The organism is Collinsella sp. AM42-18AC, assembly GCF_003467965.1.
In the GTDB taxonomy this organism is placed as follows: domain Bacteria; phylum Actinomycetota; class Coriobacteriia; order Coriobacteriales; family Coriobacteriaceae; genus Collinsella.
Map to the genome: position 1 here is coordinate 57,925 of NZ_QSFY01000001.1, position 20,581 is coordinate 78,505.

Annotated in this window: 16 protein-coding genes; all 16 read right to left on the minus strand. The window is 59.8% G+C overall.

Translation table 11 applies throughout. The annotated features are described in order from the left end of the window. The gene (locus DW913_RS00215) at window positions 1-1,239 is read right to left on the minus strand and encodes a glycoside hydrolase family 105 protein (protein WP_099432661.1); all 1,239 of its coding nucleotides are present in this window, start codon (window positions 1,237-1,239) and stop codon (window positions 1-3) included. 107 nt (window positions 1,240-1,346) lie between these two features. After that, window positions 1,347-2,015 carry an SGNH/GDSL hydrolase family protein gene (locus tag DW913_RS00220; RefSeq protein ID WP_233541962.1) on the minus strand — a complete coding sequence of 223 codons (669 nt, stop codon included), beginning with the start codon at window positions 2,013-2,015 and terminating at the stop codon, window positions 1,347-1,349. Window positions 2,016-2,084: 69 nt separating this feature from the next. Next, entirely contained in the window at window positions 2,085-4,250 is a 2,166-nt protein-coding gene (locus DW913_RS00225) for a pectinesterase family protein (protein WP_117797099.1), read from the minus strand. 131 nt (window positions 4,251-4,381) lie between these two features. Continuing rightward, complete coding sequence (locus tag DW913_RS00230; protein WP_117797101.1) at window positions 4,382-5,977, minus strand: glycoside hydrolase family 28 protein; 1,596 nt, start codon at window positions 5,975-5,977, stop codon at window positions 4,382-4,384. Window positions 5,978-6,091: 114 nt separating this feature from the next. Beyond that, entirely contained in the window at window positions 6,092-7,651 is a 1,560-nt protein-coding gene (locus DW913_RS00235) for an MFS transporter (RefSeq protein WP_157758022.1), read from the minus strand. 379 nt (window positions 7,652-8,030) lie between these two features. Then, complete coding sequence (locus DW913_RS00240; protein WP_117797103.1) at window positions 8,031-9,515, minus strand: UxaA family hydrolase; 1,485 nt, start codon at window positions 9,513-9,515, stop codon at window positions 8,031-8,033. A 78-nt stretch (window positions 9,516-9,593) separates the two neighbouring features. Beyond that, window positions 9,594-11,108 carry a tagaturonate reductase gene (locus DW913_RS00245; RefSeq protein WP_117797105.1) on the minus strand — a complete coding sequence of 505 codons (1,515 nt, stop codon included), beginning with the start codon at window positions 11,106-11,108 and terminating at the stop codon, window positions 9,594-9,596. A gap of 96 nt (window positions 11,109-11,204) precedes the next feature. Next, entirely contained in the window at window positions 11,205-12,632 is a 1,428-nt protein-coding gene (gene uxaC / locus DW913_RS00250) for a glucuronate isomerase (RefSeq protein ID WP_117797107.1), read from the minus strand. A gap of 461 nt (window positions 12,633-13,093) precedes the next feature. Beyond that, complete coding sequence (locus DW913_RS00255; protein ID WP_117797109.1) at window positions 13,094-14,173, minus strand: LacI family DNA-binding transcriptional regulator; 1,080 nt, start codon at window positions 14,171-14,173, stop codon at window positions 13,094-13,096. Window positions 14,174-14,316: 143 nt separating this feature from the next. Further along, entirely contained in the window at window positions 14,317-14,517 is a 201-nt protein-coding gene (locus DW913_RS00260; RefSeq protein ID WP_117797110.1) for a hypothetical protein, read from the minus strand. 175 nt (window positions 14,518-14,692) lie between these two features. Next, window positions 14,693-17,020, minus strand: a complete 2,328-nt coding sequence (locus DW913_RS00265; RefSeq protein WP_117797112.1) for a ferrous iron transporter B — start codon at window positions 17,018-17,020, stop codon at window positions 14,693-14,695. A 123-nt stretch (window positions 17,021-17,143) separates the two neighbouring features. Further along, window positions 17,144-17,365: a FeoA family protein gene (locus DW913_RS00270; protein WP_006234774.1), complete on the minus strand. Its 222-nt coding sequence runs from the start codon at window positions 17,363-17,365 to the stop codon at window positions 17,144-17,146. 40 nt (window positions 17,366-17,405) lie between these two features. Beyond that, window positions 17,406-17,648 carry a FeoA family protein gene (locus tag DW913_RS00275; RefSeq protein WP_022094360.1) on the minus strand — a complete coding sequence of 81 codons (243 nt, stop codon included), beginning with the start codon at window positions 17,646-17,648 and terminating at the stop codon, window positions 17,406-17,408. Window positions 17,649-17,837: 189 nt separating this feature from the next. Further along, complete coding sequence (locus tag DW913_RS00280; protein WP_158559602.1) at window positions 17,838-18,086, minus strand: HPr family phosphocarrier protein; 249 nt, start codon at window positions 18,084-18,086, stop codon at window positions 17,838-17,840. Window positions 18,087-18,507: 421 nt separating this feature from the next. Next, window positions 18,508-19,971 (minus strand): amino acid permease, encoded by a 1,464-nt coding sequence (locus DW913_RS00285; protein WP_117765412.1) that lies wholly within the window; start codon window positions 19,969-19,971, stop codon window positions 18,508-18,510. A gap of 153 nt (window positions 19,972-20,124) precedes the next feature. Further along, on the minus strand, window positions 20,125-20,580 hold the full coding sequence (locus tag DW913_RS00290; RefSeq protein WP_117765414.1) for a hypothetical protein: 456 nt from the start codon (window positions 20,578-20,580) through the stop codon (window positions 20,125-20,127). Between the last annotated feature and the right edge of the window lies 1 nt (window position 20,581).

Genomic DNA, 20,581 nt, shown 5'->3' on the forward strand with positions numbered 1-20,581 from the left:
CTATTCACGCCCCTTATGAGCATTGATGCCCGGCGTGTAGCCGCCAAACGGGTCATCGATGGAGCACACGCCCGAAGGGGCGAGCGGATCGCGCTTACCGGCCAACTTGTCATGATGCATGGTCTCGATATAGGCGAGCACCAGCGGCGCCACGCCCTTCGCGTCGTTTTTGACGACGGGCTCACTCATGTAGTAGCCAAACGTGCCCTCGCGGTGCGCGGTGTTGCCAAGGCCCGCCACCAGACAGATATTGTCAAGCGCCAACTGTCCATCGCGCTCGGACAGGCACGTGTCGCAGATGCCGTCAAACGCACGGCGGCCGTACTGGTAGTAGCGCTCGCCCAGCACGCCCAGGCGCACGCCCTTCATGATGGCGTTGGCGAAGATGGCGCTGCCCGACTCCTCCAGATAGTTGGGGGCGATATTGGGCAGGTTGATGACCTGGTGCCACATGCCGGTCTTCTCGTCCTGATACGGCAGCATGGCGTCGATCAGGTCGTGGAACATCTTGCGGATCTCGTCCTTCTCGGCCGACATCGAGGGCGGCATGAGCTCCCAGGTATCGATGAGCGCCATGGCGAACCAGCCCTCGGCGCGCAGCCAGAAGTTGGCCGAAAGGCCGGTGACGGGATCGCACCAGAACTGCTTGCGGCTCGCGTCGTAGGCGTGATAGTACAGGCCGTTGAGGGGGTTGCGCATCAGGTCGTGCACCACCTGGAACATATGGAAGCTATCCGAGCAGGCACGGCGGTTGTGGAAGCTCAGCTCGTACTGCATGTAGAACGGCTGCGCCATGTACATGCCGTCGAGCCAGATCTGGTTGGGGTAGACGGCTTTGTGCCAAAACACACCCTCTTTGGTACGCGGCTGGGTCTCGAGCTGCCGGTAGATGGTATCCATGGCGGCACGGTACTTGGGCTTGCCCACCAGGTCATAGAGTTTGTAGAGGGTTTTGCCCGCGTTGACGTTGTCGAGGTTGTACTCCTGGGGATCGTAATGCTTGATGGTGCCGTCATCCTGGACAAAGAAGTCGATATAGTCGTCGGCGAAGGTCAGGTAACGCTGCTCGCCGGTGATCTCGTACAGCTCGATGAGCGCCTTGATCATGCAGCCGTCAATGTAATTCCAGGTGTTCTCCTTGCCGGCGCGAAGCTTTTCGATATTCCAGGCCGGCGCCTGAGGCGTAGAGGTCTCGATCAACTGCTCGATATAACGGTCCAGAATCTGATTGCAACCCATTGCTGTCCCCTCTGACGTTATTGATGGGTGAACGTTTCCCCTAGTGTAACGCGAACGGGGATTATAGGGTGAACGTTAACCCTATAATCCCCGTGAACGGCAAACTTTTAACGGCAAACGGCGGTGAGGCCCGCAGCGATGCGATGCGCCAGGCGCTCATAGCCGGCAGGGCTGTAATGCAGACCGTCCGGCATGTAGAGCTCGCGGTGCTCCGGCAAAAACGGGCTGATGCCGCTTTGCGCATACAGGTCGATCACCGGCACCGAGTAGCGATCGCAGACCTCCAGCATCGCGCGCACATAGGCGTCTTGCGTCAGGCCCAGATGGTTGGCCTCGTTGCTTGCCGGAATATCCTTCTCGTGTTTGCCGCTCGTCTTGCACGGCGTCATAAACACCAGCTTTGCCTGAGGCGAGCGCGCCGTGATGGTGCGGATCAGGTAGTCGAGCGCACCGTAGAACTCGTGCACGTCCGTGCTGCCCAGCTCTCCCAGCGGCACGTTACGGCTAAAGTCGTTAACGCCGCCAAAGACGATGCAGATATCTGCCGTGTGATCGATGCCGTCCAAGCGCTCGACAAACGAATCGCTACGGTCGGCCTTGACGGCAATACGCGAACCCTTAATACCAAAGTTCTCGATCGTAGCGCCGCCCAGCAGCGCACCCAGGTGCGAAGTCCAGGAGATATCGTTGCCTCCCCCGCCGCATCCGTTATCGCCCCAGGTGGTCGAATCGCCAAAGCAGCAGATGGTCAATTCGCTCAAGTTTTTCGTTTCCATATTCTTCTCCTCACCCGCACACCGGCGGTCATACAGGTACATACCGTTCATTCGCAACATACCGAGGGACTATACGTGGGCGTATTCCGCAACTTGCGAATCGAGCCATTCGATATCCTCGGCAAGATGCGCCACGCCCAGGTGGTGTCCACCCGGGCAGACCTCGTGCAGAAGGTTTTCGTCCTTGCCCAGCAGCGCGTAGGCGTCGCGAACGATATCGAGCTGCTCGTCTACGTTCGCAAGCCCGCGGGCGCCGTTGAGATGGTCTTTCTCGCAGCTCTGAACCAAGAGCGGCCGTGGCGCGACAAGCGATGCAATGTCGCCCATGTCGAGCAGACGCCAGAGTCCAGGCGTGTAATTGCAGCTGCAATTGCCGTTGAGGTGCAGTAGCGAGTCATCAACGCCGTACAGATAGCCCGAGACAAACGCCTTGCGCACGCGCGGGTCGAGCGCGGACAGGTACAACGTCATGTAACCGCCGCCCGAAAAACCAAAGCAGCCCAGGTCGTCCATGGCAATGTCACCGCGTGTCTCCAAGTAATCAATCAAGCGCATGTTGTCCCAGGCGTTGAGGCCCGCGACCGTAAGACCCAGCGGCTCGGCCATACGTGCTTGATTCAGACACGTACCGCGCAGGTAGCTGTTCTCGTCGTCGCCCTGACCCTTCCAGTCACGACGGTATCCCCAACCACGCGCATCGGGGCAGACGGTCACGTAACCCATGCGCGCCAAACGCAGACCGTAGTCGTAATTGAACTTACGCACGGCATCGTCGACCGCCGGCACGCCCACAACGCCGGCTATGCTTGCAGCACCCGCCCCCTGGTGACCATGCGGGCAGATATAACAGCGCTTGAGTCCCCGCTCGTCAAGCTTGGGGCGGGACGGCTCCAACAGGTAAAACGGCATCCACACATCGTGCTCAACCTGCAACACCGCATGAGTACGCACGATGCTGCCGGCAACCCGCACGCGATTGAGTTCACGAATCTCAATCGGGGCGCGGTCCATAAGCGAAAGACCCAAAATATCGTACAGACGAGTCCTGGTCGCAGCCTTCCATGCCTCAAAGTCTGTGGGAGTCTTGCCCGTAAATGCAGCCGAGCGCCCCTCGCGCTTCAGTCGGGCGCGCAGCGCAGGTTCGTCCTCGTAGTACGTCTCGATGTGCACGGTGCGGCCATTGGCAGATAGCCCGGCCGTCTCTACCGCATCACCGTCGCCGCCCTCGGGATCCCAACCATCCGTGCCGGCAAGCACTCGGTCACGCGCATAGCGTTCGGAATCCTGACCGGTCAGGCAATGCGCCCACGGCACCCAAGCGGCAGTATCACCCGCCGGGCCAAACAGGGCACCGCCGGCATACAGGGTGCCGTCATGTGCCGCTGGCTTATTCCAATCCCACCAACCCTCGAGTGAAATATGGGGGCCCAGCCAGCATTCGAGCAAAACGGTCTGGGCCCACTCGCGCCATGGACGACCCAGATAGACCGATCCGGGGGCAATGCCCTCATCGGCTGTAAACGAACAACCATGAAACACAAATCCGTACGGCTCGCCCTGAGGCGTGGAGGCTGCCGTTACATACCCGTTGACATCCATATCGCGGTTGAGCGAGCGAATCTCACACCCCTCAAAGTAGGCACGCGCGCCGCCAAAGATAAAGTCGACATCGCCCTCGATCCGGCAACGTCGAAAATACTGCCGCCCCACGCGGCGCGGGGCGAACTGCTTGGGGCCTATAAAGCCGCCCGGCTTGGCCTCGCGCGGCGGCAGCGGCCCCAAAAAGAGTGTGTCCTGGTGTCCCTTAATGCAGCAGACATCGACAACCAGGCGGTCACCATCGGCATACAGGGCAATCGCCTGGCCGACCTCGCGCCCATCACCGGCGTTGTTTTCGATTGTTAGACCCGCAAGCGTCACGTCGTCGGCATCGACCAGCACCGTGTACGTACGGAAGGTGCCGAGTCTTCCATCCTGGCCGCTACCATCTTCCGAAGGCATCTTGGCACCCAGGCCTCCCACGATACGCACGCTGTCGGCCGTCTCGCCCTCGAGCGTCACATGCGGACGACGAATTTCGACCCGTTCGCGGTACTCACCCGGCGCCACCAGCACGCGCACCGGCACGGTCGCATCGGGCACACACCGCTCCGCCGCCTCGAGCGCCGCCGAAATGCTGCGATACGCGCCTTCGCGTTCGAGCGATACCTCAAAGAGCTGTTCTTTACCACTCATCTGTCATTACGCTTTCTGTCACAGAACACCCACCGTGCAATACCGGCACCTATAGATTGCGTGCGACAGCCGGGCAGACCCGACCGTCGCACGCCTCAACATGCCGTATTCACTTGTGCAGGAGCACTACCCTACGCGCGGATAACCTTGTCGACGTTTTGCAGCTGCAGCTCGTCGCCATCCTGACCCTCGATGCGCACGTTCTGCAGGTCGAGGACTTTCACGTTCTGCGCGATGATGCCCTGGCGCACCATGGGCTCCACGCCGCAGGCCATGGCCGGCACAAAGGGCTCGGCATCGGCGGCAAAGGTCACATGGACATCCTGGAACGTCAGGCGCGTCACCTTGCTCTCGGGAAGGCCCGTGATATAGGCCGCGGCCGCATGGCAGTTGGTGGCCTCGATATCGCAAAACGTCGTGGCGCCAAAGCCGGGCGTACGGCCGTCGACGGGCAGCGCCTCGCGAGACTGCACGTAGTCGGTCTTGCCGTCCTTGTCGCAGAAGTAGAACGAGTTGACCACGAAGGGCGTGAGCACCTTATCCATGCGAATGTGCTCGAAGGTGATGCCCTCGTTGACGGCGTCCTTGCCGCGTCCGCGGCGTGTCTTGACGCGCAGGCCGCGGTCGGTGCGCTCAAAGAGGCACTTGCTCACGGTGAGGTCCTTGATGCCGCCGGCGGCCTCGGATCCCAGCACCACGGCGCCGTGGCCGTCGTGCATGTAGCAGTGCGAGATCAGCACGTCGTGCGTGGCGGGACGGAGCTCGGGTTCAATGCCCAGTTTGCCGCTCTTGATGGCGATGCAGTCGTCCCCCACCGAGAACTGACAGCCAAGGATGCGGACAAAACCGCAGCTCTCGGGATCGAAACCGTCGGTGTTGTGGGAGTTCTTGGGACCCTCGATGGACAGGCACAGGGCATCGACGTGCTCGCACAGAATGGGATGGATATTCCACGCCGGGCTGTTGCGCACGGTAAAGCCGGCAAGGCTCACGTTTTCGCACTCGGACAGGAAAATCATGCGCGGGCGGGCGACCTCGCGGCCCTCCTCGGGACGGAAGATGTTCTTAAAGTCCTTGTTCCACCAGTTGTCCTCGGCAAAATCGGTCTGGCCGTCGATGGCGCCGCGGCCATAGATGCACACGTCGTGCACGCTCAGGCCCGTAAAGGTCGAACAGTAGGTCGAAAAGCTCTCGCCTTCCCAGCGGCCCAGGGGCAGCATGTCGGTGCCGGCATACCCGGCGCCCTCGTCGCCCGCGACCGTACCCGGAATGTAGGCAAGCGCGGCGCGGTCGTGGCGGGCCAGCAGCACCGCGCCCTCGGCAAGCTCGATGTTGATATTGCTCTTAAGGAAGAGGGACTTGATACGGTAGCTGCCGGCGGGAATCAGCACGCGGCCGCCCTTGGGGCAGGCCATGATGGCAGCCTGAATGTTGGTGGTGTCATCGTGCTCGGCATCGCCCTTGGCTCCGCAGTCGCGAACGTTGATGGTAAAGGGCTCCGCCGGCGTGGTGACGCCTACGCTCAACTCGCGCTCGCCGCAGACAAAGCGGATCAGGTTGCGCTTGCCGGGGGTCAGGCCATCGACATAGGTCTCGACCGTATTCGTGGTACCGGCGGGCTCATCGTTGACAAAGATCTCCCACGTATCGGCACAGGTAAAGTAGCCGCCATCGTCGAGCTCGATAACGGCCGCGCGGGCATTGCGCCAGATAACGTTCGTCTCCATGGGTCTCTCCCTCAAATGTAATCAGAAGTTCATACTACTCGTTTTTAAAAAAGGGCCGTACCCGCCGGTGGATCTCCGGTGGCACGGCCCTGTGGTTTGGACGATGCGCCTGCCCTACTCGGCGGGAATTACGCTGCCGTCCTGGAAGCCAACATTGTTGTGGGCGAAGCAGTCCTCGTACTTAAAGCCGGAGAGCTCCTCGCAAAGCGCCTTGACCTCGGGCTTGACGTCGGCCATCTTGCCACCCTCCTTGACACGGTGGATCTCGTCGCAAAGGATGTCGCACTGCTCCTTGTCAATCTTGATGCCGCGGGCAAGGACGGCCGCGAGCAGGAAGAAGCCGGCGCAGCCGATGAGCATGTAGCCGCAGATGTACAGAGGCACGGTGGCGGGCTGGGTCACGGCGTCGCTGTTGCCGGCGGTCTGAATGAAGCCGGAGGCAGCAAGGACGATAGCCCATACGTTGACGGCAACAGCCTGGGCAATCTGCTGGCAGAGCTGCTGTGCGGAGCTGTAGATGCCCTCGCGACGACGCAGGGTGATGAGCTCATCGACATCGGGGATGTAGTTGAGCAGAACATCGGGCAGATACTGGAAGCCAACGTAGAAGAACTTCCAGATGGCGAAGATGATGGGATAGGCGATCATGGCGATGGCGACCGTGGAGGTGCCGTTGATCTGACCAAAGGCGAAGTAGTTGTAGGCGATGATGCACGCGGCGCAACCGACGTTTGCCAGGTACCAAGACTTGTGGAAGCCCTTCTTGGCCATGAGGGCGACCCAGATGGCGGTGCAGACGATAGCGACGACCTTGCCGGGCATCTCCATCACGGACTCGTAGGACTTAGGAATCTGCAGACAGTAGACGATGAAGAAGGACAGGCAGGCAGACCAGCAGGCAGCAGCGAGCTTCGTGGAGACCTGTGCATACAGGACCTTGCGGAAGGACTTGTTGCGGAAGGTAGAGATAACGTCGATGAAAAACTTCTTGATACCCTCGCCGACGCTCTCGATCTTCTCCTGAGCCACCTCCTCGGGGGTGTGCTCCCACGTGGACAGGTACACGCACAGCAGCGAGATTGCCATGACCGAAGCGTTAATCGTAGCGATGATGAAGTAGCTGAACGGGTTGGTCTCGCCGAAGGTGCCAAAGCCAAAGCCGACGAGTGCTGCCATCAGGAAGCCGGCGGCGTTACCAAAGAGGTGCTTGTAGCCGGTGAGGTACGTACGCTCCTTGAAGTCATCGGTCATCTCGATGGTAAGCGGCGACAGGTTGGCGGTGCAGAACGTGTACGCGACGTTGTAGATCAGGTACAACACAAAGTAGTACGGGAAACCAAACGGCGTAGCCACAAAGATGAGCGGCTCGGCGACCATCATCGGGATAGCCAGCAAGATCCAGAAACGGCGGCGGCCAAAGATGCGGCCGATCTTAGTAGCGTAGAAGTTATCGGCCACAAAGCCCATGAGCGGGCACAGAATGGCGTTGAGATAGATGGCGAACGAGCTGATCAGCGCAGCCTCGCCTGCGGACAGACCGCACTCCGTGGACAGGAACAGCACCATGTAGCTGTGCGTAAAGCTCAGGGCACCGGAGTTGAGCATGCCGCCCATACCAAAGCCCAAGCGCGTCCAGAATGTGATCTTGCGCTTTTTACCGATCTTGTTAGTCATCGAGCTCCCTCTCTTTTCTCGATTGTCTTGTAACAAGACATTGGAGTCCATACCGATGTCTGTCTGCATATCGCCCACTCGTAGGGTGAACGTTTAGCTAGATTATGCGCGATTGCATATGATAGGTGAACGTTCACTTGTATATTATCCTTGAACGGTCGTTTTTTGCCGTTAAACGGACATCTGACTTGAAAAAAATCACGATTACATGGGTATTGAGTGGGTTTAAATTTGAGGTCGATTAGGTGAACGTTTATTGTTTTCGCCGCTCCCGTACCCTCAGGAAGACACGCCCGAACAGACAGAACAAACATGGCCCCGCCGGGAACACTCCCGACGGGGCCATGGTCAATAGCGCCCTATGCGAACCCATTTACCGCTACAGGCAGACGCCATCCTTCCAAATGCTGATCTCGTGGCAGCCGCGACGCTCGGCACTCGTAAGCTTGCCGCTCGCCGTTTCTAGCACCAGCTGGTACAGGTCGTGGGCAGCCTCGTCGAGCGTACGCTCGCCCGTGGCGATCACGCCGGCGTTAAAGTCCATCCAGTTGGCCTTGTGGTCGCACAGACGCTGGTTGGTGAACACCTTGAGGGTAGGCGCCGGTGCGCCAAACGGCGTGCCGCGGCCGGTCGAGAACAGGATTACGTGGCAGCCGGCAGCCGTCAGGGCCGTGGTGGATACCATGTCGTTGCCCGGACCGCACAGCATGTTCAGGCCATGCTTGGTAGCCTGACCGGCATACGGCAGTACGTCGACGATGGGGGCAGATCCGCCCTTTTGCACGCAGCCGCAGCTCTTGTCCTCGAGCGTGGTAATGCCGCCGTCCTTGTTGCCGGGGCTCGGGTTCTCATAGACGACCTCACCATGGCTGATAAAGTAGTCCTTAAAGCCGTTGAGCATGTCGGCAGCTGCGTTAAAGACGTCCTGGCTCTCACAGCGATCGAGCAGAATGCTCTCCGCGCCAAACATCTCGGGCACCTCGGTGAGCACCGACGTGCCGCCACGGGCGACGACCATATCGCTCACGCGACCGATCGTGGGGTTGGCGGTAATGCCCGAAAGACCGTCAGAGCCACCGCACTTAAGGCCAATGACCAGCTCGGAGGCCGGAATGGGCTCACGCTTGGCCTGCTTGGCCAGGTCGGCAAGCTCGGACAGAATCTTGTGGCCCTCGACCTGCTCGTCGGCTACATCCTGGCAGGTGAGGAAGCGAACGCGCTCGTGATCGAAGTCACCGAGCTCGTCGAGCACCTGCTGGTGCGTGCAGTTCTCGCAACCGAGCGACAGGAACAGCACGCCTGCAGCGTTTGCGTGACGCGAGAGCGCCACCAACAAGCGGCGCGTCTGGGCATGGTCGGCACCGGTCTGCGAGCAGCCAAAGGGATGCGGGAAGTAGTAAACGCCCTCCAGCGAGCCCTCGACCAGATCCTGAGCCTGCTCGCACATGGCACGTGCGACCTCGTTGACGCAGCCGACCGTGGGGATGATCCACAGCTCGTTGCGCGTGGCGGCGCGGCCGTCAGCGCGGCGGAAGCCCATAAAGGTCTCGGGCTCAACCGGCTCAACGACCGGATGCGTCGGGTTGTAAGCGTACTCGACCTCGCCCGAAAGGTTGGTCTTGACGTTATGCGTATGAAGCCACTGACCGGGCTGGATGTCGCCCGTCACGTGACCGATAGGAAGACCGTACTTGACGACGTCCTCCCCTGCCGCAATGGCACGCACGGCCATCTTGTGGCCCTGCGGAATATCCTCCGCGGCAACGACCTCGCCCACCCCGGGAACCGCGACGGCGGTGCCCTTGGCAAGCGGCGACAGCGCGACGATCACGTTGTCGGCCGGATTGATCTGGATAGTATTCATTACAAAGAGTCCTAACCCTACAGGTTGAGCAGAAGTCAGCGGGCGCCCGCCAATTGCCCGGCGGGCGCACAGAAGGATTTAGGCCTGGGCGTTGGCGAAGGCCTGTTTGGCGCCGTCGACGCGCACAACGGCGAGCGCGTTGACGACGAACTCCTCAAGACCGGCGATCTGCGTAAGGTCCTCGCCCCACATCTGCTCGTTGCTGAGCACGTCGTGCACCAGCTCGGCATCGTCTGCACCGGCGTGGGCGGCGTAGAAATCGAGCACGAAGGCATCGTCCTGAGCGGTGTACTCGGTGCCGTCGGCGCGGCGCAGGTGCAGGCCATCGCCCTCGCGAGCAACGAGCTCCTGCGTATAGAAGGCAATGAGCGTAGCGAGGCTCGTCGCCAGGCACTTGGGCAGGTTGCCGGTCTCGGCAACATAGTCCTTGAGCGTGGGCAGGTCGCGAGCACGCCATTTGGCGGTTGAGTTGAGGCAAATGGAGAGCAGCGCGTGGTCGATAAACGGGTTGTCGAAGCGGTTCTCGACGGCGGCGGCAAAGGCCTTGCAGTCCTCGACATCAAGATCGGCGGCAAGCGTCGGGATGACCTCGTCGTAGAGCATGGTGTTCATGAAGCCGCGAACGGTCTCGTCATGCATGCAATCGCGCACGATGTCAAAGCCGGCAACCCAGGAGCCCGGAACAAAGGCAGTGTGGGCGCCGTTGAGGATGCGGACCTTGCGCTTCTTGTACGGGGTGACATCGGGGGTCACAAAGACGCCCGGCAGGCCGGCCTTCACGAAGGGCAGTTTCTCGGCAAGCGACTCATCGCCCTGGATACCCCACATCTGGAAGGGCTCGCGCACGGCCAGGAAGGGATCCTCGTAGCCCAGGCGCTCGGCCACGGCAGCGGCCTCCTTGGGGTCGCGGATGCGGCCGGGGACGATAGTGTCGACGAGCGTGGTGCAGACGGTGCAGTCGTTGGCCATCCACTGCGCAAACTCGTCCTCCCAGCCCCAGTCGCTCACGTACTGGTTCATGATGCGCAGCAGCTCCTCGCCGTTGTGATCGATGAGCTCACAGGCGAGCACGATGACGCCCGGCTTGCCGGCGGCCCAGCGGGTGTGGAGCACCTGGGCAAGCTTGGCGGGGAAGCTCGCGGGCGGCATGTCGTCGGCCTTGCAGGACGGATCGTAGGCGATACCGGCCTCGGTGGTGTTGGAGACGATAATCTCCAAATCGTCGGAGACGGCGACCTCCATCATGGCGCGGTAGTCTGCCTCGCGGTACGGATTGAGGCAGCGGCTGCAAGCGCTGATCACACGGGACTCGTCGACCGTGTTGCCGCTCTCCTTGCCGCGCACCAGCACGGTGTACAGGTCGTCCTGGGCATTGATGCCGTCGGCAAAGCCAAAGGCACCGCTGATGGGCTGGACCATGACAACCTTGCCGTTCCAGCCGGTTGCCTCGTTGCCCATGTCAAAGAAGCGGTCGACGAAGGCGCGCAGGAAATTGCCCTCGCCAAACTGCAGAACCTTCTCGGGCGCGTCCTTGGGCAGCAGGTAGCCCTTGTAGCCGATCTTCTCGAGCGTCTCGTAGCTGATGTTCTCCATCGATGTCTCTCCTTAGATTGCTGTTAGCGTGCAGGCAAAACGGGGGCGCCGCGTGTGGCAACGGCGCTCCCGAGTTCGGTGTGATTCGATGCGGGTTTAGGCCTCGACGGTATCCAGGTCAAAGCCAAAGTAGCGGACCGCGTTGTTGTAGCTAATGTCGCGCACGATGGCTCCCAGCAGCTCCATGTCGGCCGGATACTTGCCCTGCTCGACCCACTCGCCGATCACACCGCACAGCACGCGACGGAAGTACTCATGACGCGGGTAGGACAGGAAGGAGCGGGAATCGGTAAGCATGCCCACAAAGTTGCCCAGCACGCCCTCGTTAGCCAGAGCCGTGAGCTGCTCGCGCATACCGATCTCGTTGTCGTTGAACCACCAGGCAGAGCCGTTCTGGATCTTACCGGCGGTCGGAGCCTCCTGGAAGCAGCCCATCACGGTATCGATCATGGTGTTGTCGATGGGGTTCAGGCTGTACAGAATGGTCTTGGGCAGACCCGTGGCCTCCTGGATGGAGTTGAGGAAATCGGCCAGCTGGCCGGACGGCGTGTAGTTGGAGATGCAGTCGTAGCCGGTGTCGGGACCGAGCTTGGCGAACATAGCGCGGTTGTTGTCACGCTTGCAGCCAAAATGCAGCTGCATGGCCCAGCCAAGGCGGACATACTCGCCGGCGACGAACCGCATAAAGGCCGTCTTGTACTTGAGGACCTCGTCCTCGGTAAGCGGCTCGGCGGCAAGGCCCTTGGCAAAGATAGTCTCGATCTCGTCGGCGGTAGCCGGAACGTACATAACGTAGTCGAGCGCGTGGTCGGAAGCGCGGCAGCCCAGCTCGTGGGCAACGTCGTAGCGCTTGGAGATGGCAGCCTTCATGCCCTCGAAGTCGCTGATCTCAACGCCAGCAACCTCGGAGAGATGCTTGCAGTAGTCGGCGAACTCCTGGCCACGCTCGATGCGCAGGGCGGCATCGGGGCGCATGGCGGGAACGACCTGAACGTCAAAACTGTCGTCGGCGGCAATCTTCTTGTGCCACTCAAAGCTGTCGGCGGGGTCGTCGGTAGTGCAGATCATGCGGACGTTGGACTGCTTGATGAGGTTGCGGCAGGTAAAGCTGGCCTCGGCGAGCTTGGCGTTGGCAAGGTCCCAGACCTCCTGAGCGGTTTTGCCGTTCAGGACGCCCTCGTAGCCAAAGTAACGCTTAAGCTCCAGGTGGCTCCACTCAAAGACGGGGTTGCCCACGCAGCGGCCCAGGGTCTCGGCCCACTTCTGGAACTTCTCGCGAGCAGGGGCATCGCCGGTAATGAAGCGCTCGTCGACGCCGTTGGCACGCATTAGGCGCCACTTGTAGTGGTCGCCGCCCAGCCAAACCTCGGTGATGTTCTCAAAACGCTTGTCGTCCCAGATCTCCTTGGGAGAAATGTGGCAGTGGTAGTCAACGATGGGCATACCCTCGGCAAAGTTGCGGAACAGCTCCTCGCCGGTTTTGGTGCTCAGCAGGAAATCCTGATCGTCCATGAAGTTTTTCATCAAACAACCCCTTTGTTGGCGGAGCGGGCGCACGATGCGCTCGTTATCCTCTAGGTGAACGTTCACTATACTAATTCATTGCGACTTAAAAGGTGAACGTTCACCTAACCACCATGGGGTGAACGGTCAATTTTGCCCGTTCAACGGTTGCTGGAGCCGTGACACGCATGCATTGCGGATGGACTAACGTCCCCGAACACCGAACCTGGGCGTTTTTGCTCAGGTGGGTCATGTCTCGGCGTACATTTTTGGGAATATTCAGCATCGGGGCGTACTGCGCACCGTCCTCGACGCCCTATTTGATGCGCATATCGCGCCCGATCGGCATAAAAAAGTGCCTCCGATGGCGATTTACGCCATCGGAGGCACTTAAAACAGTTGTTCTGAGCCTCTTTCGGAACACGCCATTGCTGAATACTCCAAAAAATGCACGCCGCAAGAGGGGGTACCTGACCAAACGGCTAAATTCCCGCAAGCTCGCAGTAGCGGTCGACGTTGCTGGCAAACACCATCTCCACAGCACCCTTCTGCACGGGCTCCGCCGGAGTTTTACCCCACAGCAAATACTCGCCCAAGGTCTTGGCACCACGGTAGGCCAAGCTCACCGGGTCCTTATAGACGATATTGGTAAAAATGCCACGGCGTAAGGCCAGGGCGCTCTCGGGGAACAGGTCGTTGCCGATCACCATGACCTTGCCGGCCTTGCCGCTCGAAACAAGCGCATCGGCGACCACCTCGGAACCAACGGCAAAAACGCTACAGATGAGCTCGGGAGCATCCGGCGCACTCAAGCGCTGCTCAAGCTCGCGCTCGAGCTGTTTGACTTGCGCATGGGCACCGGCAAGGTCCTCAACCCGCCATGGAATATCGTGCTCGCGCAGGTAATTATGAAAGGCGCGGGCGGTCAGATAGTGCGAGTCGGTATAAGGGTCGCCCGCCAACAGGAGCACGCGGGCGTCAGCCCCAGAAGCGTGGACCAGATTTGCCGCCTGCTCCGCCATAAGACTGCCCGCCGCGGAATAGTCCGCCAGACTGGCACCCAGGCGATCGAGGTGCGGGCGGTCGCCGTCTACGAGCTCGATTGTCACGCCCGCCTCGGCAATCTGCCTCAAGAGCTCGGTTGCGCGGTCATCGCCCGGAACATAGGCAAGCAGGCCATCAATCTTCTCGCCCACCTGCAGACGCTCATCAATCTGCTCGAGCGCATCGGCGTAGCCACCCACGCCAAATTCAACGCGCTCAACCGTAATGCCCTGATCGATGACCTCCTGCTCAAAGCGGTTGCAGCCTTCCCAAAGGTAACGGAAAAAGTACGCCCCCTCGCGCGATGCGCGGGGCAGGCAAAACACCAAGTTGATATCCTTGCGGCGCAGGCTCGAGGCACTTGTGTTGCGGTGGTAACCCATGGCCTCGGCCTTGGCATTCACCTTGGCACGCACGGATTCGCTCACGCCGGCCTTGCCCGTCAGGGCCTTATGCACGGTATTGATGGAAACGCCAAGCTCGGCGGCTATGTCCTTCATGGTTACGCGAGCGCTCATGGGGTTACTCCGTTATAGATAAGTTGCCAATTAACAGTACAGGTAACGATACCCCAAAATCACCCTTCAACTCGCCACGCTCGCCCCCAAATGTGCAAAGCGCCCCGCGAACGGATGCTCGCGGGGCGCTTGGATGACGGACCTTACTTGATACCGCGGCCCAAGTCTTCGGCAATTTTGTCCACGCCCTTAAGTGCGGCGCAGGTCTTTTTGTTGGAACAATGTCCTGTGCAAACGCCACCTTGAGCGCAGTCGGCGCAGGTGCCCTTGCGATAAATGCGCACGCACACGGCGACAAACGCAATACCGATAATAGCCAGTACAACAATATCGATAGGTGCCATAGCAAGCCTCCTCTAGTTAACCATCACTTACTTTACCCCATTCTCCACCTGCCAATAAGGGACAGGTATATTTTGGTCGGTTTTATCTGCGGAAACGCCACATCTCCCTCACCAAAAAGCCCGAGTTTCGCTGGGACACCCGGGCTCGTGGAAAGGGGCTGATCCTTATTCGGACTTAAGCGGAAACTGCAGCGGAAGCGGTGTTGGTCTCGTCCTCGTCGGTCCAAGCGTGCTTGGGCATGGGACGGAAGATCTGGAAGAGCATCGCAACCAGCAGAACGATGGCTACAACCGTCCAAATACCAAACTGGCCAAGGACAAGCAGGTTGTAGAACTGGTTGATGAACAGGCCGATCACCCAGGCAAAGGCGCACTCGTAGCCGATGGCAATCGCGGTCCACTTGCCGGAGTCCATCTGGTTGCGGATAGTGCCCATGGCGGCAAAGCACGGGGCGCACAGCAGGTTAAAGGCGCCAAAGGCAACGCAAGCGCCCATGGTGGGGAACATGCCCGCAAACGCGGTCCACAGGCTCGGGTCGGTCTCGGCGGCGTCGGCAACGGACAGCAGCGAGCCGGCGGTGGCGACGACGTTCTCCTTGGCGACAAGTCCAGAGACAGTCAGCGCGGTGGCCTGCCAGGTGCTAAAGCCGAGCGGGGCGAAGATCCAAGCGACCAGGTTGCCCAGCATGGCGAGCACGGAGTAGTCCATAAACTCCTCAGGGATGCCGTCCATCGCAGGCAGGAAGCCGAAGGAACCGTTGTAGCTACCAAAGTTGGAGAGGAACCAAACCACGACGGTGGACGCGAAGATGACCGTGCCGGCCTTCTTGATAAAGGCCCAGCAGCGCTCCCATACATGCAGCGCCCAAGAGCGGATTGCCGGGAAGTGATAGGCGGGAAGCTCCATAACGAACGGCGTCGGGCGACCGGCGAAGAGCTTGGTCTTCTTGAGCATGAGGCCCGAGGCGATGACGGCAAAGACGCCCAAGAAGTAGAACAGCGGGCTGATCCATGCGGCGGTGGTGGAAGAATCGCCGATGATGGAACCCATGAGCAGAGCGATGATCGGCAGCTTGGCGCCACAGGGAATGAACGTGGTGGTCATGACCGTCATGCGGCGGTCCTTCTCGTTCTCGATGGTCTTGGTGGCCATGACGCCGGGGACGCCGCAGCCCGAGGACACGAGCATGGGGATGAAGGACTTACCGGACAGGCCAAAGCGGCGGAACACGCGGTCCATGATGAAGGCGACGCGGGCCATGTAGCCGCAGTCCTCCAAGAAAGACAGCATCACGAACAGCAGGAACATCTGCGGCACGAAGCCGAAGATGGCGCCCAGACCGCCGACGATACCGTCACAGACCAGCGAATCGACCAGGCCACCGTCCTCGGTGCCGCCCGCCACAAGGGCATCGTGCACCACGGTGGTAATACCCGGAACATAGGGGCCGTACTGTGCCGGGTCGACCGAGTCGGCGGCGTCACCCGCAGCCTCGACAGCTGCGTCGTAGGCGTCGCGGCCCTGGCCGAGCACATACCAACCGTCGGTGCCAAAGAGCTGGTCGTTGGTGAAGTCGGTCACCGTGCCGCCCAGGGTGGAAACGGCGATGTAGTACACGCAGAACATGATGACCACAAAGATCGGCAGGCCCAGGATACGGTTGGTAACCACGCGGTCGATCTTCTCGGAGGCGCTCATCTTGGCCGGAGCTTTGGTCATGCACTCGTCGATAATGTGGGCAATCACGCCATAGCGCTCGCCGGTGATGATGGACTCGGCGTCGTCGTCGCAATCCTGCTCGCACTGGGCGACCAGCTGCTCGACGCGAGCGGCCTTCTCCTTGGTGAGGTTGATGAGCTTGCAGGCGTCCGCGTCGCGCTCAAACAGCTTGACAGCGTAGTAGCGACGCTTGTTGGCGGGAACGCTCGCCGGCAGGTTGTTCTCGATGTGGTCCAGAACGTCCTCGATGGAGGAATCGAACTTGTGCTCCGGCACCTGGCCCTTGGAAGCAGCAGACTTCTTGACCTGCTCGAACAGCTCCTTGATACCCTTGTTTTTAAGGGCCGAGATCATCATGACCGGGCAGCCAAGCTTCTTGGAAAGCTTGTCCGTGTCGATCTTGTCGCCGTTCTTCTCCACGAGGTCGGCCATGTTGAGGGCCACGACCACGGGCAGGCCGGTCTCGATAACCTGAAGCGCCAGGTACAGGTTGCGCTCGAGGTTGGTGGCATCGACCACCTGGACAACGACATCGGGCTCGCCGCTCATGAGGTAGTCGCGCGAGCACTGCTCCTCGGGGCTGTAGGGGGAAAGCGAGTAGATGCCGGGGAGGTCCGTGATGGTAACGTTCTTGTCGCTTAGGAGCTTGGCTTCCTTTTTCTCAACCGTGACACCGGGCCAGTTGCCAACGTAGCCGTTGGCGCCGGTGATCAGGTTGAAAAGCGTGGTCTTGCCGCAGTTGGGGTTACCCGCCAGCGCGACATGGATCTGAGAATCCGCCATTCAATCCTTCTTCCTTGTGTGCCCGCGCTGTCATCTCCGAGCGGGCTGGATATTGTGCTTCAACGTTGCATTGCTAAGTTAGAAAACCCTAACTTTACCTGCAAGAATACATGCCGCTGGCCCTTACTGGACCTCGACGACGGCAGCCTCCTCCTTGCGGATGGAAAGCTCGTAGCCGCGCACGTTGATCTCGACCGGATCTCCGAGCGGTGCGACCTTTACGACCTTAAACGACGTGCCCTTGATGAGCCCCAGGTCCATAAGGTGACGGCGCAGTGCACCCTCACCGTGAAGCTTGACGATGGTAGAGCTCTCGCCCACCTTGACGTCACCCAACGTCTTCATGTACTTGTCCCCCTTTCAGCTTTTTGCGAAATGCTACGAACTAACCGACGGTCATGATGTGCATGGCAACCTTGGAATCGATACCAAAGCGTGCACCCAGCACCGTGACGATGATATTGGCGCCACTCGAGCTCACCACGTGGATCTCGTTGCCCTCGACAAAGCCGAGGTCCTTGAGATGGTGCTTCATATCCTCATTGCCCTTTACGCGAGACACGCGCACGGTTTCGCCCGCTTTTACCATCGAAAGCGGCATAGCCGGCATCTGCGGTCCGCAAGACATGAGTGAGCTCCTAACGTCAGTTCGTCCTCAACATCGACGCAGCAAAAGTTAACCACGTCTATGTTCGCTATAGTAAACTAGCACGTGGTTAACTTTTTGGAAAGGGTCCCCATTTAGATTTCGAAAAAGTTTCCTATACGAAACAAAAAGGCGCGGCAAAGAGCTGTCCTTTGCCGCGCCCTGTCATGCTTAGAGCGAGAGGTTTCTGATCGATGTGACGCAGGAAGCCTCGTCTACGCCCGAAACGCGGAAGATGATGTCCTCGCCGCACTCGCCGTAGAGAGCCATGAGCCCCATTACATCGCGGCCGTCGGTATGGCGATCGCCGATACTGACCGATACGTTGCTACGATGCTTGGCAATGATGTCGTAAAGCAGCGCAACCGGGCGGGCATGCAGTCCCAACGGATCTTTAATCGTCTTTGTAAACTCGACCATGTCCCCTCCCGCGGCATCGCACATTCGGCCGGCAAACCCAACCACGTGGTAGTTATTGTAGCGTTAGATGCTTGTCGAGAGCTCCTCTGAACACCTCGTGGGCAAAAAGTGGCAAATATGAGTACTGTCACCGATTTAGTAGCAGCAAAATCGCGAGCAAAGTGCCTGCTTTGAGCGATTCGAAGAGGTTGAAAGCCGTCAAACGCCCTTTAAAGGGGGTTAGATAAATTGATTTTGAGCCCGTTTTTGCTCAGAACAGGCCGAAAAATATGACACCTCTTTTGCAACAGTACTCATATTTGGCATTTTTTGACCACGGGGTCCAAAACCATGCCCCAAAACACAAAAGGAGGGGCCTCGTAAGGCCCCTCCTTAGGAAAGGGAATCGATTTATTCCACAGCCGTAGATTAATCCTAGCCGCTACTCCATCATGTCGAGGACGGAGGGGCGAAGCTCGTTCTCGGCGGCCTCGGGATCGGTCTCGCGCAGGCGGTTGATGTAGCGGTTGTACCACATCACGGCAAGGCCCAGGAAGACAACTACACCGCCAACGTTGTAGACCAGCGTCAGCCACAGAGGCTGATCGAGCGGAATGGTGCCGCAGATAAGCACGAAGCAGAAGACAACGAGCAGGAAGGCGGCAATGACCAGACCGAAGGTGCGCGAACCCATACGGAAGTCGCGGGGCGCAGCGTCGAAGTTCTTGCGCAGCATAAAGTAGGCAAGCAGAATCAGCAGCGGCGGGAGCAGAGCGGTGGCAGCCGTCATGTTGGTGACGATCATGAGCAGGTCGTCGAGGTTACCAGAGCCCAGGGCCGGGATGATCAGGATGGGGACGACGATGGCGAACTGCAGCCGGGCAGCGCGGGCAGGAATGCCGTGCTCGTTGAGCTCGACGATCTTGCTACCAAAGACGCCCTTGGGGATCTCGGTGAAGAAGACCTTGATGGGAGCAGAGGTCCACATCATGAGGGAGCCCAGCGTGGCGGCAAGAAGGATCAGGCCAATGACGCGCGTGGACACTTCCATGGGAATGCCAAAGTGGGCAAAGACAGCGCCGAATACGTCGAAGATACCGGTGGAGATGGCAACGCCGCCCTCGGGAATGAACAGGTTGACCAGCAGCGAAGCGCCTGCATACAGAAGGCCGATGGTCAGGCCGGCGATAACGACGGTGCGCACGAAGGCCTTGACGCCACCCTTAAGGTCGTTAAGGAACACGCCGACAGACTCAGCGCCGCCAACGCCCTGGATGATCCAGGCAAGCGTACCGAAGAAGCCCCACATAGTTGCGAAGTTGCTCGTGTCGGGAGCCATGTTAGCGGGGGTAGGAGCCGTAGCGAACTCGACGCCGCCAAAGGCAGCAGCCAGGGACAGCAAGATGAACACGGCAGTCAGGCCGAGAGCCGCGGTCGAGCCGAAGGAGGAAATGGAGCCGATCCACTTAGCACCCTTGGTCGAAACCCACGTGGCGATAGCAAAGACGACGATCTCGATAATGGTGATCCACAGCTGCGAGAGCTCGGCATTGGCACCAAAGAACACGTAGCTCGCGTAGATGATGACGTTAGGCAGGACGGACGCAAAGTAGAACAGGTTAACGAACCAGTAGCTAAATGCCGTCAGGAATGCCCAGCGACCGCCCATCGAGGTCTTGACCCAGGCGTACACGCCCGACTCGGAGTCCTTGTTAAGGCCGACGAATTCGGCGGTAACCAGGGTATAGGGGACAAAGTACAAAAGCGTAGCGAAAAAGAACGACGGCGCAGCTGCCAAGCCGATGGCCGCGTTGTTGTTGATGATGTTCTTGATACCGAACACGGCGGCGACCGTCATGCCCAGCAGAGCGAACGAACCAATCGTTCCTCGTTTTTCAGAGCTCATAAGCCCTCCCAATCATCCGTTATATCTCATCTAAAACCGTCCGGACTGCAAGCGCAATCGTGGACGGCGCACCTGCTAAGGGGAATGGGGAAAAGGGAGTCAACAAAGCCATCCCCCTTAACGGCGCGAAGCAAACGTCCAAACGGACGAATACTACTTGTTGGGGAAGGAATAACCTTCAACCGTCACGTGCAGTACCACGACGCGGGAATCCGCGGCATCGGCCACGACACGGTAGGCCTCGTCAATTTCGACGACGGCAACGCCGCCGGCGGGAATCGTCACGGTCTCCCCCGCACCCTCAAAGCGCTCGCGATCATCGATATCGCTGTAAGCACGGATGCAGGTGAGGTCTGCCTTGGGGGCAACCTCGACGGTCAGGTCGCCGTCGAGCGGAGCGAGCACGGCATGGTAGCGACGGTGACCGACCAGATCGGCGGTAGCGGCCTCGCGGGCATAGACCCACCAGTACACCAACGAGTCGCCGATGGAGTAAGCCACGTCGTGCTGCAGGTCGGCAACGCCATCGAGCGCCTGACCGGTGCGCATCCACTTCTTGACGGACTTCATCTGAGCGTCGAAATCGGCGCGCGAGTTAAAGACATGCATG

Bases quoted from the DNA above. Each gene is read 5' to 3' on its own strand.
- DW913_RS00215 (WP_099432661.1), bottom strand. From the start codon at position 1,239: ATGGGTTGCAATCAGATTCTGGACCGTTATATCGAGCAGTTGATCGAG.
- DW913_RS00220 (WP_233541962.1), bottom strand. From the start codon at position 2,015: ATGGAAACGAAAAACTTGAGCGAATTGACCATCTGCTGCTTTGGCGAT.
- DW913_RS00225 (WP_117797099.1), bottom strand. From the start codon at position 4,250: ATGAGTGGTAAAGAACAGCTCTTTGAGGTATCGCTCGAACGCGAAGGC.
- DW913_RS00230 (WP_117797101.1), bottom strand. From the start codon at position 5,977: ATGGAGACGAACGTTATCTGGCGCAATGCCCGCGCGGCCGTTATCGAG.
- DW913_RS00235 (WP_157758022.1), bottom strand. From the start codon at position 7,651: ATGACTAACAAGATCGGTAAAAAGCGCAAGATCACATTCTGGACGCGC.
- DW913_RS00240 (WP_117797103.1), bottom strand. From the start codon at position 9,515: ATGAATACTATCCAGATCAATCCGGCCGACAACGTGATCGTCGCGCTG.
- DW913_RS00245 (WP_117797105.1), bottom strand. From the start codon at position 11,108: ATGGAGAACATCAGCTACGAGACGCTCGAGAAGATCGGCTACAAGGGC.
- uxaC (WP_117797107.1), bottom strand. From the start codon at position 12,632: ATGAAAAACTTCATGGACGATCAGGATTTCCTGCTGAGCACCAAAACC.
- DW913_RS00255 (WP_117797109.1), bottom strand. From the start codon at position 14,173: ATGAGCGCTCGCGTAACCATGAAGGACATAGCCGCCGAGCTTGGCGTT.
- DW913_RS00260 (WP_117797110.1), bottom strand. From the start codon at position 14,517: ATGGCACCTATCGATATTGTTGTACTGGCTATTATCGGTATTGCGTTT.
- DW913_RS00265 (WP_117797112.1), bottom strand. From the start codon at position 17,020: ATGGCGGATTCTCAGATCCATGTCGCGCTGGCGGGTAACCCCAACTGC.
- DW913_RS00270 (WP_006234774.1), bottom strand. From the start codon at position 17,365: ATGAAGACGTTGGGTGACGTCAAGGTGGGCGAGAGCTCTACCATCGTC.
- DW913_RS00275 (WP_022094360.1), bottom strand. From the start codon at position 17,648: ATGTCTTGCGGACCGCAGATGCCGGCTATGCCGCTTTCGATGGTAAAA.
- DW913_RS00280 (WP_158559602.1), bottom strand. From the start codon at position 18,086: ATGGTCGAGTTTACAAAGACGATTAAAGATCCGTTGGGACTGCATGCC.
- DW913_RS00285 (WP_117765412.1), bottom strand. From the start codon at position 19,971: ATGAGCTCTGAAAAACGAGGAACGATTGGTTCGTTCGCTCTGCTGGGC.
- DW913_RS00290 (WP_117765414.1), bottom strand. From the start codon at position 20,580: ATGCATGTCTTTAACTCGCGCGCCGATTTCGACGCTCAGATGAAGTCC.